17 protein-coding genes and 1 pseudogene are annotated in these 16,422 nt (G+C 69.0%); 8 read left to right on the forward strand and 10 right to left on the reverse strand.

Features of this window, described 5'->3' with window-relative positions:
• Positions 1-501 precede the first annotated feature (501 nt).
• Positions 502-837, forward strand: coding sequence for a transglycosylase family protein (locus AB0H49_RS29095; protein ID WP_355004032.1), 336 nt, complete (start codon positions 502-504; stop codon positions 835-837).
• 66 nt (positions 838-903) lie between these two features.
• Here AB0H49_RS29095 and AB0H49_RS29100 read toward each other — a convergent pair whose 3' ends face one another.
• Positions 904-1,392: a pyridoxamine 5'-phosphate oxidase family protein gene (locus tag AB0H49_RS29100; protein ID WP_355004033.1), complete on the reverse strand. Its 489-nt coding sequence runs from the start codon at positions 1,390-1,392 to the stop codon at positions 904-906.
• A 63-nt stretch (positions 1,393-1,455) separates the two neighbouring features.
• On the opposite strand from AB0H49_RS29100, the gene AB0H49_RS29105 reads away from it, so the two are divergent.
• Positions 1,456-2,523 carry a YafY family protein gene (locus AB0H49_RS29105; RefSeq protein WP_357255996.1) on the forward strand — a complete coding sequence of 356 codons (1,068 nt, stop codon included), beginning with the start codon at positions 1,456-1,458 and terminating at the stop codon, positions 2,521-2,523.
• A gap of 349 nt (positions 2,524-2,872) precedes the next feature.
• Here AB0H49_RS29105 and AB0H49_RS29110 read toward each other — a convergent pair whose 3' ends face one another.
• A complete protein-coding gene (locus AB0H49_RS29110; protein WP_357255997.1) occupies positions 2,873-4,195 on the reverse strand; it encodes an epoxide hydrolase in 1,323 nt (440 codons plus the stop codon).
• A 63-nt stretch (positions 4,196-4,258) separates the two neighbouring features.
• On the opposite strand from AB0H49_RS29110, the gene AB0H49_RS29115 reads away from it, so the two are divergent.
• Positions 4,259-5,224 (forward strand): WYL domain-containing protein, encoded by a 966-nt coding sequence (locus tag AB0H49_RS29115; RefSeq protein WP_357255999.1) that lies wholly within the window; start codon positions 4,259-4,261, stop codon positions 5,222-5,224.
• Positions 5,225-5,270: 46 nt separating this feature from the next.
• Here AB0H49_RS29115 and AB0H49_RS29120 read toward each other — a convergent pair whose 3' ends face one another.
• A complete protein-coding gene (locus tag AB0H49_RS29120) occupies positions 5,271-6,566 on the reverse strand; it encodes an amino acid deaminase (RefSeq protein WP_357256001.1) in 1,296 nt (431 codons plus the stop codon).
• Between the two features lie 219 nt (positions 6,567-6,785).
• Here AB0H49_RS29120 and AB0H49_RS29125 point away from each other — a divergent pair, with 219 nt between their 5' ends.
• From AB0H49_RS29125 to AB0H49_RS29140, 4 genes are all read left to right on the forward strand, one after another.
• Positions 6,786-7,589, forward strand: coding sequence for a hypothetical protein (locus tag AB0H49_RS29125; RefSeq protein WP_357256003.1), 804 nt, complete (start codon positions 6,786-6,788; stop codon positions 7,587-7,589).
• Positions 7,590-7,630: 41 nt separating this feature from the next.
• Positions 7,631-8,020 (forward strand): recombinase family protein, encoded by a 390-nt coding sequence (locus AB0H49_RS29130; protein WP_357256005.1) that lies wholly within the window; start codon positions 7,631-7,633, stop codon positions 8,018-8,020.
• 35 nt (positions 8,021-8,055) lie between these two features.
• Positions 8,056-8,589, forward strand: a complete 534-nt coding sequence (locus tag AB0H49_RS29135; RefSeq protein WP_357256007.1) for a hypothetical protein — start codon at positions 8,056-8,058, stop codon at positions 8,587-8,589.
• Between the two features lie 122 nt (positions 8,590-8,711).
• On the forward strand, positions 8,712-8,969 hold the full coding sequence (locus AB0H49_RS29140) for a DUF3703 domain-containing protein (protein ID WP_357256120.1): 258 nt from the start codon (positions 8,712-8,714) through the stop codon (positions 8,967-8,969).
• Positions 8,970-9,180: 211 nt separating this feature from the next.
• Here the strand turns inward: AB0H49_RS29140 and AB0H49_RS29145 are convergent, their stop codons facing one another.
• The 3 genes and pseudogenes from AB0H49_RS29145 to ppc all read right to left on the reverse strand — a co-directional run bounded on the left by AB0H49_RS29145 (position 9,181) and on the right by ppc (position 13,532).
• Positions 9,181-9,936 (reverse strand): class I SAM-dependent methyltransferase, encoded by a 756-nt coding sequence (locus tag AB0H49_RS29145; protein WP_357256009.1) that lies wholly within the window; start codon positions 9,934-9,936, stop codon positions 9,181-9,183.
• 127 nt (positions 9,937-10,063) lie between these two features.
• A pseudogene (locus AB0H49_RS29150) lies at positions 10,064-10,259 on the reverse strand (hypothetical protein); the annotation flags it as partial.
• Between the two features lie 498 nt (positions 10,260-10,757).
• A complete protein-coding gene (ppc, locus tag AB0H49_RS29155; RefSeq protein WP_357256011.1) occupies positions 10,758-13,532 on the reverse strand; it encodes a phosphoenolpyruvate carboxylase in 2,775 nt (924 codons plus the stop codon).
• 157 nt (positions 13,533-13,689) lie between these two features.
• Here ppc and AB0H49_RS29160 point away from each other — a divergent pair, with 157 nt between their 5' ends.
• Positions 13,690-14,190 (forward strand): nitroreductase/quinone reductase family protein, encoded by a 501-nt coding sequence (locus tag AB0H49_RS29160; protein WP_357256013.1) that lies wholly within the window; start codon positions 13,690-13,692, stop codon positions 14,188-14,190.
• A 154-nt stretch (positions 14,191-14,344) separates the two neighbouring features.
• Here the strand turns inward: AB0H49_RS29160 and AB0H49_RS29165 are convergent, their stop codons facing one another.
• Genes AB0H49_RS29165 through AB0H49_RS29180 form a run of 4 tightly spaced genes read right to left on the reverse strand, consistent with a single transcriptional unit; the run spans position 14,345 to position 16,408 of the window.
• Positions 14,345-14,902, reverse strand: a complete 558-nt coding sequence (locus tag AB0H49_RS29165; protein WP_357256015.1) for a sugar O-acetyltransferase — start codon at positions 14,900-14,902, stop codon at positions 14,345-14,347.
• Between the two features lie 36 nt (positions 14,903-14,938).
• A complete protein-coding gene (locus tag AB0H49_RS29170; RefSeq protein WP_355004163.1) occupies positions 14,939-15,511 on the reverse strand; it encodes an ATP/GTP-binding protein in 573 nt (190 codons plus the stop codon).
• Between the two features lie 28 nt (positions 15,512-15,539).
• Positions 15,540-15,980, reverse strand: coding sequence for a DUF742 domain-containing protein (locus AB0H49_RS29175; protein ID WP_355004044.1), 441 nt, complete (start codon positions 15,978-15,980; stop codon positions 15,540-15,542).
• Positions 15,977-16,408 (reverse strand): roadblock/LC7 domain-containing protein, encoded by a 432-nt coding sequence (locus AB0H49_RS29180; RefSeq protein WP_355004045.1) that lies wholly within the window; start codon positions 16,406-16,408, stop codon positions 15,977-15,979. Before AB0H49_RS29180 ends, AB0H49_RS29175 begins: the two co-directional genes overlap by 4 nt.
• Positions 16,409-16,422: the final 14 nt, after the last annotated feature.

Consider the following 16,422-nt stretch of genomic DNA (forward strand, 5'->3'; position numbering starts at 1 on the left):
TTTTCTTATGCGCGGGTATACAAAATTGTGACCCACGCCCCCTTCGGAAATCGCGACGCCGGAGAAGCGATGCGTTCGGGGTCACACAGGGATCTACCTGGCATTTTGTGGCGACCGAGCCGCGCGATCGCGACCCCGATACGAGCCCGAAACCTCGCAAATCGTTGCACAGAACGAGACCGTTACCACATTTATTCAGTGATCCGAGCCACATTTTCGTTTAGAAATCACACCGTCGCGATTCCGCATTTCGCGGGCCTCAACTGCGCGGATGCCGAGATGTACGACCGAGCGTTCTGGTAACTCTGGCGTTATTGCCACGTGATCCGCCGAGATTTGTTCGTTATCGTCGGTGACGGCCCGATCGAACGCGACGGGCTCGAGCTCGAACCGCCGAACACCGGCAACCCTGTCCCGCGGTTCGAGAACCCCCGACATCCACTGGGGACAGGGACTCGACCGATCTTTGGTCGAGCCGGCGGGCGCAGCAAGGAATACCACATGTCTCAGACCCGTAACTTCAGCACCCGTGCCGCCGCCACCGTTGCCACCCTCGGCGCCCTCGTTGCCGTCCCGTTCGGTCTGGCCACGGCCACCGCTTCCGCCTCCGGCCACAACTGGGACGCTGTCGCCCAGTGCGAGAGCGGCGGCAACTGGTCCACCGACACCGGTAACGGCTTCTCCGGTGGCCTGCAGTTCACGGACAGCACCTGGGCCGCCAACGGTGGCACCGGCGATCCGTCGAACGCGAGCCGCGAGGAGCAGATCCGCGTCGCCGAGAACGTGCTCGACACCCAGGGTGCGGGCGCCTGGCCGGTCTGCGGCGCCTACCTCTGAGCGTAGCGCCGCTCGCTGAGCGACCTTCCGACGACCCTGTCACCCGCGGGTGACAGGGTCGTCGCGTTATTTGCGCACCACGCGCTCGCCCTCGCCCGGCTTCCAGATCGTGATGGCGAGCTGATCGTCGGCGACCTCCACGCACGAGGCCCCCGTGAGGTCGGCGACGTAGAAGTGGTCGAACTCCTGGCCGCGGATATCGAAGCCGCTTTCGTCGAACAGATCCTGCGCGAACCGCGCGTGCAGTTCGCGGTCCGGCAGGTCGGTGACGGCGCCGAACAGTTTCGCGTCGCCGTCGCCGACCATCGTGTCGACGGTCGCGGTGTGCAGGCAGAACCTCGGGTCGCGGCCGAGATCCTTGAACTTCGTCGTGCCCGGCATGCCGACGATGACCAGCATGCCCTCGAAGATCCTCGGCTCTACCGGGCTGATCCGCGGCGAACCGTCGGCGCGGAGCGTGGCCAGCATGCACAGGTTGCCGGTCGCCTTGTGGCGGCGGCGGAATACGGTCGAGATCTTCGGCGCTTCTTCGGTGAACTCCGTCCAGAAAGTCATGGCGGGGACGCTACGCCCAAAACCTGACAGAGCGCGTCAAGGTTTCTCGCTAATCTTCGGGACATGCGAGCGAGTCGACTGGTGCAGCTGCTGTTGCTGCTGCAGACCAGGGGGCGGATCTCCGCGCCCGAGCTGGCGGCCGAACTGGAGGTGTCCATCCGCACCGTGTACCGCGACGTCGAGGCGCTCTCCGCGGCGGGCGTCCCCGTGTACAGCGAGCCGGGTCGCGGCGGCGGCGTCCGGCTGGTCGACGGCTACCGAACCAGGCTGACCGGCCTCACCTCGGAGGAAGCCGACGCGGTGCTGCTGGCCGGTCTGCCCGACGCCGCGGCCGACCTCGGGCTCGGCACCGTGCTGGCCACCGCGCAGCTGAAGGTCCTCGCGGCGCTGCCGCCGGAACTACGCGGCCGGGCGACCCGGATCGCCGACCGGGTGCACATCGACGCGCCCGGCTGGTTCCACCGCCCCGAGGAGACGCCGACCCTGGCCGTCATCGCCGACGCACTCTGGCACGACCGCAGACTGGACGTCCGCTACGGACGCAAGGACCACGAGGTGCGGCGGCTGCTCGACCCGCTCGGGCTGGTGTCGAAGGCGGGCACCTGGTATCTCGTGGCACGCCACGGCAGCGACATCCGCTCCTATCGGGTGAGCCGGATCCTCGATGCCGCGCCGACCGGCGAGTTCTTCGACCGGCCGGACGACTTCGAGCTCGCCGCGCACTGGGCGGCGGCGCAGCACGACTTCGCGCGGTCGATGCTCCGGGTCCGGGCGCGCTGCCGGATCGACGCGAAACACGTGCGCCTGCTCCGGCTCGGCTTCGAACCCGCCGCGGTCGCCGAGGCGCTGGCCTCGATGGGCGAACCGGACGCGGCTGGCTGGGTGGTCGTCACCCTGGCGGCGGAATCGTATCCGGTACTCGCGCACGGGATTCTGCCGCTCGGCGAGTACGCCGAGATCCTCGATCCGCCGGAACTGCGGGCGCAGCTCGCGCGGACCGCGGCGGCGATGGCGCGGAGATATGGGGCCGCCCCACTCACCCCAGAGCCGACGGACCCGGCGCCACCCAAGGCAGCGCGGTCCGACGCGAGACCAGGTGAGCGAGCGCCGTTCGACGCCAGCCCGAGCTGACGCCAGCGTGCCCGCAACTCTCGAAGAGAGAGCTGCGGACACTTCTCGGATGCACGGCCACGGAGACAGCACAGCGCGGTCCGCGGCAGGGGCATCGACACGGTGCCGGATCGAGGCAGCGCCGACAGACCCTGCACCAGCCGACCAAGCGCCGCCCCGACCAAGCGCCGCACGACCCAGCACCATCCGCCGCGGCACCACATGCCGCAGCGGCATCCGACGACCGACGCGGCGCCAAGTCACCCAGCGGCACCACCGAGCGCCGACCGACGCGGCGTCGTCCGACTCGAGCCGAGCTGACACGAGCGTGCCCGCAGGCTTCGGACGCCTGCGGGCACGCGGGTTCGGGTCAGCGCAGGGTGCGGAAGAAGGCGCGGACGTCCTCGGTCAGCAGGTCCGGGGCTTCCATGGCGGCGAAGTGGCCGCCGCGGTCGAATTCGGTCCAGCGGACGAGGTTGTGCTCCTCCTCGGCGATCTTGCGGATGGACAGGTCGCCAGGGAAGATCGCCGCGGCCGTCGGGACGCCGGAGTTCTTCGCCCCGCCGCCCCACGCCTCACCCTCGCCGTAGAGCCGGATCGAGGAGGCGAAGGTGCCGGTGAACCAGTAGAGGCTGACGTTGGTGAGCAAGGCGTCGCGGTCCACCGCGTCCTCGGGCAGCTCGATGGCCGGGTTGGTCCAGCGCTGGAACATGTCCACGATCCAAGACAGCATGCCCGCGGGCGAATCGTGCATGCCGATGGCGAGGGTCTGCGGACGTCCCGCCTGGACCATGGCGTAGCCGAAGCGGGTGAAGCTCTCCTCGCCGGTCAGCTTCTCGAGCTTCGCCTGGTCCTCGGGGCTGTACCCGGAGGACCCGCCACCCCACGAGTTGCCGCCCGGCGACTGGCCGCCGCCCTCGCCCGTCTCCCAGGACTGCGCGCCGCTCTCCGCCCCCGAGGACTCATCGCCGCGCGCGCTCGTCGCACCGGCCCACGACTGGTCGCCGTCCGCGCCCCAGGACTCACCGTCTTCACCGCCCCACGAATCCGCGCCCCACGAGGGGATCGTGATCGGCCCGTTGACGTGGATGCCGACGACGTGGTCGGTCGCGATGCGTCCCAGTTCGGTCGAGACGAAGTACCCGGCGTCACCGCCCTGCGCGCCGTAGCGGTCGTAGCCGAGGCGCGCCATCAGCTTCGCGACCACCTGTGCGTAGTGCTCGGTGGATCCTTCGCCCACCTTCGGCCCGACGCTGGAGAAGGCGAAACCGGGCAGCGACGGGACGACCAGGTGGAACGCGTCGGCCGGGTCGCCGCCGTGCGCGCGCGGATCGCTGAGCGGACCGAGGACATCGAGGAATTCGACGAATGTGGCGGGCCAGCCGTGACTGAGCACCAGCGGAAGCGCGTCCGGCTCGGGCGAGCGCACATGCAGGAAGTGCACCTGCTCACCGTCGATCTCGGTGACGAACTGCGGCAGCTCGTTGAGCCTCGCCTCCGCGGCGCGCCAGTCGTAACCGGTGCGCCAGTACTCGGCCAGCGACTTCAGGTAGGACACCGGCATGCCCTTGTCCCAGCCGACTCCGGGCAGCTCGTCGGGCCAGAGGGTGTCGGCGAGGCGGGCGTGCAGTCGGTCGATCTGCGCCTGCGGGATCTCGATGCGGAAGGGGCGAATGTCTTGTTCGGTCGTCATGCGAACGACGGTAGAAGCGGCTTAGGACAGTTCCGTTCCTAAGGATCTGGCATTCTCGACACCATGTTGGAGACCTCGGCGCGCCTGCTGAAACTGCTCGCGCTGCTCCAGACGCACCACGACTGGACCGGCGCGGAACTCGCCGAGCGGCTCGCCGTCACCGGCCGGACGATCCGCCGTGACGTGGACCGGCTGCGCGAACTCGGCTATCCGGTGCACGCCACCCGGGGCACGGCGGGCTACCGGCTGGGCGCGGGCGCCGCGCTGCCGCCGCTGCTGCTCGACGACGAGGAGGCCATCGCCGTCGCGGTCGGGTTGCGCGGCGCGTCCGACGGCACGGTCGCGGGCATCGAGGAGGCCGCGCTGCGGGCGCTGACCAAGCTGGAGCAGGTGCTGCCGCCGCGGCTGCGCCACCGCGTGCGCACCTTGCGCGCGGCCACGGTCCGGGTCGGCGCGCCCGCGGCGACGGTGGAGCCGGACACCCTGATGGCGATCGCCGACGCCGGTCAGCGCCGGGAGCGCCTGCGCTTCGACTACCGGGCGCACGACGGGGCGACGGCGACGCGAGACGTGGAGCCGCACAGTCTCGTGCACTTCAGTCGCCACTGGTATCTGGTCGCCTGGGACGTGGCGCGCGCCGACTGGCGCACCTTCCGGGTGGATCGGCTGACCCCGCGGGTCCCCACCGGCCCGCGCTTCACACCGCGTGAGATACCGGAAGGCGATGCGGCGGCCTATCTTTCGATGCGATTGTCGTCGCGCGCCTGGCCCTTCCGCGCGACCGTGCTGCTGCACGCTTCGGCCGAGGTCGCCGGTCCCCAAGTCTGGCCGGGCATGGGCGTCGTCGAGGCCGTGGACGAGCAGAACTGCCGCATGCACATCGGCGCGGACACCCCGGAAGCGCTGACCTGGATGATCACCTCCGTCGACCTCGACTTCACGTTGCTCGATGGCCCGCCCGAGTTGGTCGCCGCCCTGCGCGCCCAGGCGGCGCGATGCACGGCAGCGCTGCGTGACTTTCCCGACTGATAACGAGCGCTGCGCTGCCTACTGCGGACGTCTCGACGCGGGGCAGTCAGAAGAAGGTGTGGACCAGGTCGATCACGCGAGGGTGTTCGGCGTCCGCGTCGTCGACGACCGGGATCAACCGCCATTTGTCGAATGCCGTGCACGGGTGGGAAAGACCGAGCCGGACCACCGAGCCGACGGGCAGATCCTCGGCCGCGGCGCCGGGCAGGCGAACGAAGGCGTGCTGATCGTTGAGTGCGTCCACCGTCGCGCCGGGCGGCAGCGGAGACCCCGAAACGAGTTGCGGGACAGGAAGTCCCAGGTCGTACGGCAGGTCGCGCTTGCCCGCGTCGAGCAACGCGAGCTCCGGCTCCGGCCGGGAGAGGGTGCGGGCCCAGCCGTGCATCGCCGCGCGCAGCGGCCGGTCCGTCCGATCGGCCGTGAGCGGGGAGATGCCCGCGTAGAAGCCGTCGTCGTGGATCAGGTAGGCGCCCGAACGCAACACCACCGTGGTCGGAACCACCCCTTGCGCGCCCTGCTCGTCCGCGAGACCGGCCAAATGCTCGACGACCAGGTCTTGATAGGCGCTGCCGCCCGCGGTGACGATCGCGCGGCCGGGATAGCGGCCGCCGTCCGCGAATTCGCGGTGCAACCGGGCGAGCTCGTCGAGATAGCCGTCGACCGCGGCGAGGCCGTCCGCGCCACGGTCGTGGGCCAGCGCGGCCTCGTAGCCGCCGACACCGGCCAGCGTCAGGCGGCGCGAACGCCGGACCGCGTCGGCGATCGCGTGCGCGTCCTCGACTCGGCGGACTCCCGTGCGTCCGTGTGGGCCACCGAGCTCGACGACGACCGCGATGCGGACATCGGGCGCGTCCGCCAGGGCCTCGTCCATCAGCGCGACGGCGGCGACGTCGTCCACCCAGCAATAGAACTCGAACGCGGCGTCGCGTGCCAATTCCGTTGCCACCCAGCGCAACCCGACCGGATCGAGCAGGGCATTGGCCAGCACGATCCGCGACACGCCGAACGCGCGGGCCAGCTGCACCTGCCAGACGGTGGCCAGCGTGATGCCCCAGCAACCGGCGGCCAGCTGCTCGGACCACAGCTGCGGCGCCATGGTCGTCTTGCCGTGCGGAGCCAGGCGCACGCCCGCCGCGCGAGCCCAGTCACCCATGATCGCCAGGTTGGCCGTCATCGCGGCACGGTCCAGGGTCAGCATCGGCGTCTCGAACTCGTCCAGGGACGGCTCGGTCGCCAGGAACTCGTGGACGGTGCGCCCCCACGCCTGAGGCGGCAGCCCCTTGTGGTCAGGCCCAAGCACCCGATCGTGGAGTGCGGCAACGGCTTTCCCATCGATCGCCACGGTGCTCCTTTCCGCGGACCCGCACCTCGAGCGTACCGCCGTAGGCGGTAAGCGGTCCCGGGACCGGCACCGCACCCCAGCCGTGACGCAGTCGGCAGGCCCAGCCAATCAAAACACCGCTCAGCGCGTCGTAGCGACCAACACAACACGCCGGGTCAAAAATGATCGGCATGTTGCCGACAATCCGGGAGTGGCTCGACGATCCTGACCCCAGCGGAGGTGAGGCTGGAACGACGGATCCGTGCCGCCTCGCGCGGCAGGACCCTGACCCCGCAGGAACGAGAGACCCTCGAGCGAATCCGCCCGCCGCAGGAGTATCCGGTCACGTTGGCGATCGCCCCCTATGAGGGTTCCATAGCGATGCTGCCGGTCGCGCAGCTCTACGCGCGCGATGTGCCCGATCTGCACACGCCTGAAGGCGCAGACCTGCTCCAGGTCTTGTGGTGCCCCTTCGACCACTCGACGGGCATGCCCAAGACCGCGCTGTTCTGGCGGCCGGCCGCCACAGTCACCGACATCCTCACCACGCCCCCCGAACCGCCCGCGGTGCAGTTCGACGGCTACCTGCCCGAGCCGTGCCTGCTCAACCCTGAGCAGGTCACCGAATACCCCGACCACAGGGAGCTGAGCAAGGAACTCCGGGAGCAGATCGGAGACTGGAGCGTGTGGCAGGCAGCCGAGACGGGCGTGGACAGCGCCTACGCGTCGTACCCGCTGGAGTTCTACGCCAACGAGTTGTCCGTCGCACCCGGCTGGAGAGTCGGCGGCTGGCCTGGCTGGGGAGCCGCCGACCCCAGCCCCCTACTCTGCCCTACCTGCAACAGCGACATGCATGCCCTGCTGACCATCGCCACGTCCGAAGCCTGCAGCAGAGACAGCAGCTGGCTCCCACGCGAGGAATCGGCGCGGGAACCCTCCATCGGCTTCAAGCCCACTGCAGTCGAAATAGGTAGCGGCTACGACCAGCATCTCTACGTCTGCCAGACGGCGCCGGAGCACGCCCACACCGAGCTGATGGCCTAGCCGTTGGGTCGGGTCGGGTCCGAGGAGCGAACAACGGACACATGCGTGCGCTCATCGGCTACGGCCGCGTCTCCACCAAGGATCAGAACCTCGACCGCCAGATCTACGCGCTCACCGCGGCGGGATGCCAGAAGATCTACACCGACAAGAAGAGCGGCAAGGATGCCGAACGCGCGGAACTCCTGAAGTGCCTGGAGTACATGCGCCCCGGCGACACCCTCGTAGTGCTGTCGCTGGACCGGCTCGGCCGTTCCCTCCAAGACCTGATCTCGATCGTGGCCGGACTGCGCAAGCGTGTATCGGATTCCGGTCCCTGCGCGAGGCCCTCATCCGCGAGAAAAGTCACGCGAGCAACTGTGTGGCGTGGTCTAGGCTGCGGTCTGCTCGACAGATCTGTCCCACCGCCTGCCGACACCGAAAGGCACACATAGTGGTTCGTGGAAGACTTTTCGCTTCGATACTCGCGTTGACCGCCGCTGTACTGGTCAATGTGGCCGGACCGGCCAGCGCAACGACGAGCATATGGATCGGGAGAGCGTTCACAGACGCACACGGCGACTACAGCTGGTGGGTCGTCGCCGAGATCACCTACGTCTGCGAACCCGGCCAGGCCAACGCCCTGTGGGTCAAGGTCGAATCCGAACGGTTCAAAAGCCCGGAAGGCCAACCCGTCCGTATGAAAGACGAGGCTCTTGGTCAGGTGACCTGTGACGGCGAATCTCGGCAGACGAAGGTCAGGGTGCCATTGGGCTACGACTACGGCGAGGGCCCGAATCTCGCAGATGCTCACGACGGCGACGGCAATGAACTCATGACGTATTACTACGATGACCGTGCGGTCGAGATCACCGCCGCGTTCGCCTACCTGCCGCCTGACGCCGAGGACATGAGCCAGGTCGAGATCCATAAGGACACCACCGAGCACCGGACCCTGACTCTGACTGGGAGTAGTCCTCGGCCCGCACCGGACCGCTACGCAGCGTGCGATCCTGGAACGTGAGAACCGGCCAGCTACCGCTGGCCGGTTCTCGTTGTGTTCGAGAGCCTCAGGCGTTGAGCTTCCAGAACCAGGGTGCGTCTTCGTGCCAGAGTGCGTCGAGCGGTCGCCCGCTGTCCACCAGGATGTCGTCGCCCCGGCGGCTCACGTCACCCGACCCCTGGCTGCACACCCGCAACCACATCGCCATGTCCGCCCTCGCCGTGCGCCAGCGTGACCGCCGCGAAGCCCTCGGACAGATCGTGCGCATCATCGTCGCCGCACCCGGCACCCTGGCCGGGATCGCCCCCGAAGGCAACATCGGCCGCGCCGCCGTCGGCCTGCGCCAAACCATGCCCACCCCACCCGACCTCGGGGCGCTGCCGCACCCGGCAGCGGCATAACCCCACCGATCCACGCTTGCCCTGGATAACGGGCTGTTATCCAGGGCAAAGAGATTGCCCGGGTAAAAGTCTGCCGAACGCGCCGTATGCGGAGCATGATCGCGCGCTCCGCCGACTGTGCTGACCGATTCGGACGGCACGACCAGCGGCGTTGCAGGGCGTTCGGCAAGATCGATGTGCTGCTTCGTCGGTGGTGCGAGATCGCAATGGCTCAGTCTGCCTGCAGGACGAAAAACAGGAAACCCAAGAAACTTTCGCCGATGACTTCACGGAACACCTCCGGAAACACATCGCGGGCCGCAGGCACAGGCGGCGGCTCACTGATGACACTGATGCGAAAACCCGACGCGGTGAAAGCATCGGTCATCGCGTGCAGCGGCCGGTCCCAGAAATGCAACCGGGCGGACTGCCCGCCCAAGGTCCACTCTTCGGTCCGCTCGCGGGTCTGGAAATAGTCGGTTTTCTTCCCAGCCGAGCGTTCGGTGACCCAGATGGCGAAAGGATGCTCGACCGAGACGATGAGCCGACCGCCGGGCTTCAGGACGCGTCGCAACTCGGTCAGTGTCGGTCCCCAGTCCTGCAGGTAGTGCAGCACCAGGGATGCGACGACGTCGTCGAACGCGTCATCGGGAAACGGGAGTGGGTTCGCGAGGTCGGCGATGCGCAGGTCCGCGTCGGTGCCCAGTCGGCGTCGAGCCACCTCCAGCATTCCGGCACTCGCGTCGATGCCGGTCACCATGGCACCCCGATCGCGCAGTTCAGCGAATAAAGCACCTGATCCGCATCCGGCGTCGAGGATCCGCCGACCGCTCACGTCCCCGGCGAGCTCCAGCACCGCGGGCCGCTCGTAGTAAGCGTTCAGCAGGCTGGTCTCGTTCTCTGCGGTATACCCCTCGGCAATGCTGTCGTAGTTGTACGCCTGGGCGGGATCGGCAGGAAGCGCGGTGCCTTCCGGAACGGGAGTCATGCGGCCCATCCTGGCACGCCCGCACGCGCAGGCGCTGTAATGCCTTGTCAGGCAACCATTCTGACTACTCGACCATCGTCCACTATCGGGGATGTCGATCTAAGGCGTCCGGAGCGCTGAGATGAGGTCAGAACAGGGGGTGCCGCGCACCCGCAGCGGGTCGGTAGCCGGTAGGGCCGAGCTGGGCGAGTTCGGCGTCGATGTCGACCTCGATCGCGCCGAAGAATGATGTTGGCGCTGTGGGCCGGGGAGATGTGGGCCAGGGTCTCGTCATCGATGCGCTGTCCGGACCGGCGCAGCTGAACGGCCAGCCCGTCATACTTCGCGCGCGAACACACCGCAGGCGGTGCACTACTGCGCCGCGGGTACCGGGCTGAGGGCCCGAGTGACGAACCCGCAGGTCATCATCGACTGACATTCTCATGCGGTTTGCTGCTGACACGTAGCGCCGTTTCCCCAGCTCGCGCCACTGACATTCTCATGCGGCCTCGCAACCCCGCTGGTTCGGTCGGCCCGGGAGCACCCACATGGCGATTCCGGACTATTGCGTCGGACGAAAATCGGTAGGCTGCCGGTGCGCGCGCGATCGACCGCGCGCGAGCGCACCTTTCACCCCGCCGTCGCGCGCGGTCGGCGACCGGCGCCCGCGCGAGCGATCGACGTTCCCGCGCGCGCTCGACCGATCGCGATCGGTGGCACAGAATCCGCACCATCCGGACCTGGGCCGCACCTTCGGCGGGCGCACGAGGAGGCGCCGGTCGAGGTCGGCGCTCCTGCTACGCCGCGAAACAGGCTTTCGCCGTAGTCCTTTCGCGGGCCGTCTACCCCGAATTGCGCAGCGCGGTGGCCAGGCCGTTCATCGTCAGCAGGATGCCGCGTTTGACCAACTCCGAGTCGTCGCCCGCGCGCAGTCTGCGCAACAGCTCCACCTGCATCTGGTTGAGCGGCTCCAGGTACGGGAAGCGGTTGTGGATGGACTCCGCCAGCGACGGGTTGTCCGCCAGCAGTTGCTCGTGGCCGGTGATGGCGGCGTGCATGCGCAGGGTCCTGGCGTGCTCCTCGCGGATCATCCCGAAGATGTGCTCGCGCAACGCCGCGTCGTCGACCAATTCCGCGTAGCGCGCGGCGATGTCGAGATCGCTCTTGGCCATCACCTGCGCCAGGTTGGACAGCACCGTGCGGAAGAACGGCCAGCGTCGGTACAGATCCGACAGTGTCGCAAGCCGTTCCGGATCGCCGCCGACCCACTCCTCCAGCGCGGCCCCGGTGCCGTACCAGCCGGGCAGCATCACCCTGGCCTGGCTCCAGGACATCACCCAGGGGATGGCGCGCAGGTCGGCCACCGAGCTGGTGGGTTTGCGGGAGGCGGGCCTGCTGCCGATGTTCAGGTCGCCGACCTCCGAGACCGGCGTCGACTGCCTGAAGTACTCGACGAATCCGGGCGTCTCGTGCACCAGCCGCGCGTACGCGGCACGCGCCCGCGCCGCGAGATCGTCCATCAGCTCGTAGGACGGCTCGGCGTCGGCTCCGAGTCCCTCGACGTCCAGCAGCGTCGACTCCAGGGTGCCTGCGATGAGCGACTCCAGATTGCGATGGGCCGCACCGGGTTCGGCGTACTTGGCGGCGATCACCTCGCCCTGCTCGGTGAGCCGCAGCGATCCGTGCACCGCGCCCGCGGGCTGGGCGAGAATGGCGTCGTAGCTGCGGCCGCCGCCGCGGCCGACGGTGCCACCGCGACCGTGGAAGAGCCGCAATCGAATTCCCGACTTTCGGGCGACGTCCACCAGGTCCAGCTCCGCGCGGTACAGCGCCCAGTTCGCGGCCAGATACCCGCCGTCCTTGTTGGAATCGGAGTAGCCGAGCATGACCTCCTGCCGCATTCCTTTGGCGGCCACCAGCTCTCGGTACACCGGCACCTCGAGGGCCGCGGCGAGCGTGTCCGCGCCCGCCCGCAGGTCCTCGATGGTCTCGAACAGCGGGACGATGTTCACCGAGCAGTGCGGCGGGCCGTCCGGCTCGCCGGGATCGAGCAGGCCGCCCTCCTTCAGCAGCAGCGCCGCCTCCAGCATGTCGCTGACCGAGGTGCACATGCTGATGATGTAGTTCGGCACGGCCTCCGCGCCGAAGGTGTCGACCACGTCCTTGGCGGCCCGCACGATGGCGACCTCGCCCGCGGCCACGTCGCTCAGTCGGGCGTGCGGGCCGAGCAGCGGACGCCGGGTGCGCAGTTCGGCGGCGAGCAGGTCGACCCGTTCGTGCTCCGGCAAGCTCGGGTAGTCGGCGTGCACGCCCGCCCAAGCGAGCAGTTCGGCGACGACCTGCTCGTGCACCTCCGAGTTCTGCCGCATGTCCAGGCCCTGGAGGTGGAAGCCGAAGGTCTCGACGGCGTGGCGCAGGGCGGCGAGCCGGTCGTCGGCGAGCAGGCCGTCGCCGGTGGCCCGCATCGAGGCATCGATGGCGTCCAGGTCGTCCAGCAGAGCCCGCGGTGTGGGGTACGGCGCGGCGTCGGCGTCCGTGATCCCGTCGGCGGGCGGCGCACCGAGCGCGGCGGTCGCCGTGACCGTCAGGCGGGCCCGAATGGCGTGCAGCGCACGGCGATACGGTTCGTCGGCGTGCGGGGCCGGATCCGGATAACCCGCCTCGGCGAGCGCGGCCACCTCCGGTGTCACCTGGACCAGGCGCGCGGACTGCGCCAGCGTCTTCTCCAGCTCGACCAGGTCGCGCAGGTAGCGGCCGAACGCCACCGCCGAGGCCTGCGCGGCCGCGTGCCGGACGACGTCCGCGGTGACGTAGGGATTGCCGTCCCGGTCGCCGCCGATCCAGGAGCCGGGCCGCAGGATCGGGCGGGTCAGCAGGTCGGCGCCGGGCCAGCGGGAGCGCAGCGCGGCGCGCACCTCGGCGTTGATCGCGGGGATCACGTCGAGCAGGGTCAGCTCGTAGTAGCGCAGACCGACGGCGATTTCGTCCTGAATTCGCAAGCGCGCCAACCGGATCAGGGCCGTGCGCCACAGCGAGAGCACCTGACGGCGGATGCGCAGCTCCAGGTCGGCGCGCTCCGGTTCGGTCTCGGCGTAGCGCTGGCGGCGGCGCATCAGCTCGGTGATCTTGGTCTGGCTGTCGAAGACGGTGCGGCGGCGGGTCTCGGTGGGGTGCGCGGTGATCACCGGCGAGACCAGCGCGTCGGTGAGCAGGTCGGCGACCTCCGCGCCGTTCAGCGCGGCGGCGTCCAGCTTGCGGTAGGTGGCGGCCAGCGAGGAGTCCTGCGGCGGTTCCCCCGCGCCGGTGTGCACGGCGCGGCGGCGATCGCGCTGGATGTCCTCGGCCAGGTTGGCCAGCAGCACGAAATAGGTGAAGGCGCGGATCAGCGGTAGCGCTACGGCGATGTCGACGCCGTGCAGCATCTCCGCGACGGCGCTGCGCCCGACCTCCTCGCGCCGCACCCGGAACGCCTCGATACGGACCCGCTCGATCAGGTCGAAGACCTCGGGGCCCTCGTGATCACGGATGGTGTCGCCGAGCACGCCACCCAGGAACCGGATGTCGTCGCGCAGCGGCCGGGTCGCGTCCTGTTCGGTCTCGATCCGCGGTTCGGTCATGAAATCGACCCTACTGCCGGGAACGGCCGGACCGCCGTACGAGCACGCGCGAATCACACTCGTCCGCACGGTCCCCCACGGCGTCCGAAGAGGCGGGACACAGCGTGATCGCACCGGTAGCGTAGACGGCACGACGGTGCCGAACCGAGGGATTCACATGGCCGACCAGCCCCAGAGCGACACTCCCGCCCGGCTCAGCTTCACCGGCCGGTTCACCCACTTCGGCTCCACCAGGTTGAACGCGATCAGCAGGCTTCAAGGCCGCCTGCACAGCAGGCTCTACGCCAGATTCGGCGGCACCCGGTTCGGCAAGTGGCTGGGGCGGCCGGTGTTCCAGCTGACCGTGCCGGGGCGCAAAACCGGCCAACCGCGGTCCGTCGTGCTGATGTACGTCCCGGACGGCGACGATCTGCTGGTCAGCGGGTCGTTCGGCGGCCATCCGAACCCGCCGAGCTGGTGGCGCAATCTGGTTGCGGCGGGAGGCGGCGAGGCGCGGGTCGGTCACGAGTCCTGGCCGGTGACCGCGCGGGTGGTCACCGACGAGGACGAGTACGCGGCGCGCTGGCGGGTGCTGGTGGCCCACGTTCCGGATTTCGCCACCTACCAGGCGCTGAGTTCACGACGGATGCCGATCGCGGTGCTCAGTCGCACCGAGTGACCGGGCGCTACTGCTCGCGCTGTGCCCGAGCAGTGGCGGTGACCGGATGGGGTGTCCCGGCCTTTGTGGGCGCGGCGCTGGAAGGCAGTGGCCGCGTCCGTTCGCCCAGGCGATCGGCAATCCGATTCACCGACCGCCGGGTCCCGTGGACCGGTTATAGAGTGCGGATCACTCGTGCAGGGTTGCCCGCGGCGAAGACCGCGTCCGGGAGGTCGCGGGTCACCACGCTGCCCGCGCCGACCACCGTGTTCGCGCCGACCGTGACGCCGGGGCAGACGATGACGCCGCCGCCGAACCACACGTTGTCGCCGATCGCGATCGGGGCCGCCGACTCCCAGCGCTGCCGCCGCGCCTCGTGGTCGGTCATCGGATGCAGGGCGGTGAGCAGCTGACAGCGCGGGCCGATGGAGACGTCGTCGCCGATGGTGATGGGCGCGCAGTCGAGCAGGATGGCGTCGTAGTTGAGGAAGCTGTTGGCGCCGATCTCGATGAGATAGCCGTAGTCGCACTGGAACCGGGGCATGATCCAGGACCCCTCCCCCAGCTTGCCGAGCAACTCGCGCAGCACCTGCTCGCGCCGCGCGGTCTCGTCCGGGGCGGTCCTGTTGAACTCGTCGCACAGCGACTGCGCACGCCGCCGCTCCGCGACCAGCTCCGGATCGCTGTCCTTGTACAACTCCCCGCGCAGCATCCGCTGCTTGTGCTCGCCCACGCGGACCACGCTAGCCGAGCAGCGCGCGCGGCCGTCTCAGCCGACCTCGCGCGCCGTAAGACTCGGCGTCGACAGGCGGTGCACCAATACCTGCTCCAGCAGTCCGACAAGCACCTCCTTGACCGAATCGCGCTGGCGCGCATCGCATTCCAGGATCGGAATCCAGTCGTCGAGCCCCAGTGCCTCGCGCACCTCGTCGAGCTCGAAGCGCGGGCCGCGCTCGAATCGGTTCACCACCACGACGAACGGGGTGTGGTGCTCCTCGAAGTAGTCCAGCACCGGATAGCAGTCCTCGACGCGGTCGGTGTCCACCACGATCACCGCGCCGAGGGCGCCGTCCACCAGGTCGTCCCAGAGGAAGACGAAGCGGTCCTGGCCCGGCGTGCCGAACAGGTACAGGATGAGCGAGCTGTCCAGCGTGATGCGTCCGAAGTCGAGTGCGACGGTGGTCTGTGTCTTGTCCGCGTGGCCGGGATCGTCGATGCCTACCGCCACCTCGGTCATGGCGGCCTCGGTGACCAACGGCTCGATCTCGGAGATAGCCCCGATGAAGGTGGTCTTCCCGACGCCGAAACCGCCGCTGACGACGATCTTCACCGACGAAGGCATCGCCGGGTCGGCGGGAGGAACCCGCAAGTCAGAGTGCCCGTACAAGATCCCTGATCCTCTCGATGGCTGCGGTGGAGAGTTCCGGGGCATCGCGGACGGCGACCTGGCCTGCGGTCACGAGATCGCTGACGATCACCTTCGCGACGCCCACCGGCACCCGCAGCGCGGTGCCGATCTCGGCGATGGAATGCGGATGCTGACACAGCACCACCACGGTGCGCTGTTCGAAGCGCAGCGGGGCCGAGAGCGCGGCGGGCGGCGCCTGCACCAGGGTTTCGATGCGCAAACCGTCCAGCAGCGGGGTGGTGCGCCCCGCGGTGACGACGAACGGACGCACGAAAGCGTCCGCGTCGGAGGTCGGTTCGGCCGGACGGGTGGGTGCGGGACGGTTCGGATCGAACCACCCGAAGGACTGGGTCACCGGGATCATCCGCGGGTCCGGCAGCCGCGGCCGGTCTGGATCTCTCATCTGCGCAACGTCTCTCGCAGCTGGGAGATCAGGGCCGGATCGAGCAGGGCGCCCGCGCGTTCGGCGAGCACCGCCATCTCGTAGCCGACCAGTCCGACGTCGCAGCCGCCCTCGGCGATCACGCCGAGGCAGCTGCCGTCGCCGAGCGCGGAGACCAGCAGGAAACCGCGCTTCATCTCGATCATGATCAATTTCAGGCCGTCGAATTCGTAACTGCGCGAGGCGCTCTTGGCCAGGCTGGCCAGACCCGACACCATGGCGGCCAGCCGGTCTGCCCCGGTGCGGTCCAAGCCCTCCGACATCGCGATGAGCAGGCCATCGGAGGAGACCGCGACGGTGTCGCGGACACCGTCGGTGTTGCGGACGAAATTGCCGAGCAGCCAGTTGAAAGTGTGCGGGTCGGCGGTCTGTTGCAGGTGTGTGGTCACGGGCTCCCCTTCAC

Source organism: Nocardia sp. NPDC050713 (assembly GCF_040654315.1).
In the GTDB taxonomy this organism is placed as follows: domain Bacteria; phylum Actinomycetota; class Actinomycetes; order Mycobacteriales; family Mycobacteriaceae; genus Nocardia.

What these genes read in the sequence shown, in the direction of transcription:
- AB0H49_RS29170 (WP_355004163.1), bottom strand. Translation starts at nt 15,511, where the DNA reads ATGCCTTCGTCGGTGAAGATCGTCGTCAGCGGCGGTTTCGGCGTCGGG.
- AB0H49_RS29130 (WP_357256005.1), top strand. Translation starts at nt 7,631, where the DNA reads ATGCGTGCGCTCATCGGCTACGGCCGCGTCTCCACCAAGGATCAGAAC.
- AB0H49_RS29105 (WP_357255996.1), top strand. Translation starts at nt 1,456, where the DNA reads ATGCGAGCGAGTCGACTGGTGCAGCTGCTGTTGCTGCTGCAGACCAGG.
- AB0H49_RS29175 (WP_355004044.1), bottom strand. Translation starts at nt 15,980, where the DNA reads ATGAGAGATCCAGACCGGCCGCGGCTGCCGGACCCGCGGATGATCCCG.
- AB0H49_RS29115 (WP_357255999.1), top strand. Translation starts at nt 4,259, where the DNA reads ATGTTGGAGACCTCGGCGCGCCTGCTGAAACTGCTCGCGCTGCTCCAG.
- AB0H49_RS29095 (WP_355004032.1), top strand. Translation starts at nt 502, where the DNA reads ATGTCTCAGACCCGTAACTTCAGCACCCGTGCCGCCGCCACCGTTGCC.
- AB0H49_RS29110 (WP_357255997.1), bottom strand. Translation starts at nt 4,195, where the DNA reads ATGACGACCGAACAAGACATTCGCCCCTTCCGCATCGAGATCCCGCAG.
- AB0H49_RS29160 (WP_357256013.1), top strand. Translation starts at nt 13,690, where the DNA reads ATGGCCGACCAGCCCCAGAGCGACACTCCCGCCCGGCTCAGCTTCACC.
- AB0H49_RS29140 (WP_357256120.1), top strand. Translation starts at nt 8,712, where the DNA reads ATGTCGTCGCCCCGGCGGCTCACGTCACCCGACCCCTGGCTGCACACC.
- ppc (WP_357256011.1), bottom strand. Translation starts at nt 13,532, where the DNA reads ATGACCGAACCGCGGATCGAGACCGAACAGGACGCGACCCGGCCGCTG.
- AB0H49_RS29100 (WP_355004033.1), bottom strand. Translation starts at nt 1,392, where the DNA reads ATGACTTTCTGGACGGAGTTCACCGAAGAAGCGCCGAAGATCTCGACC.
- AB0H49_RS29145 (WP_357256009.1), bottom strand. Translation starts at nt 9,936, where the DNA reads ATGACTCCCGTTCCGGAAGGCACCGCGCTTCCTGCCGATCCCGCCCAG.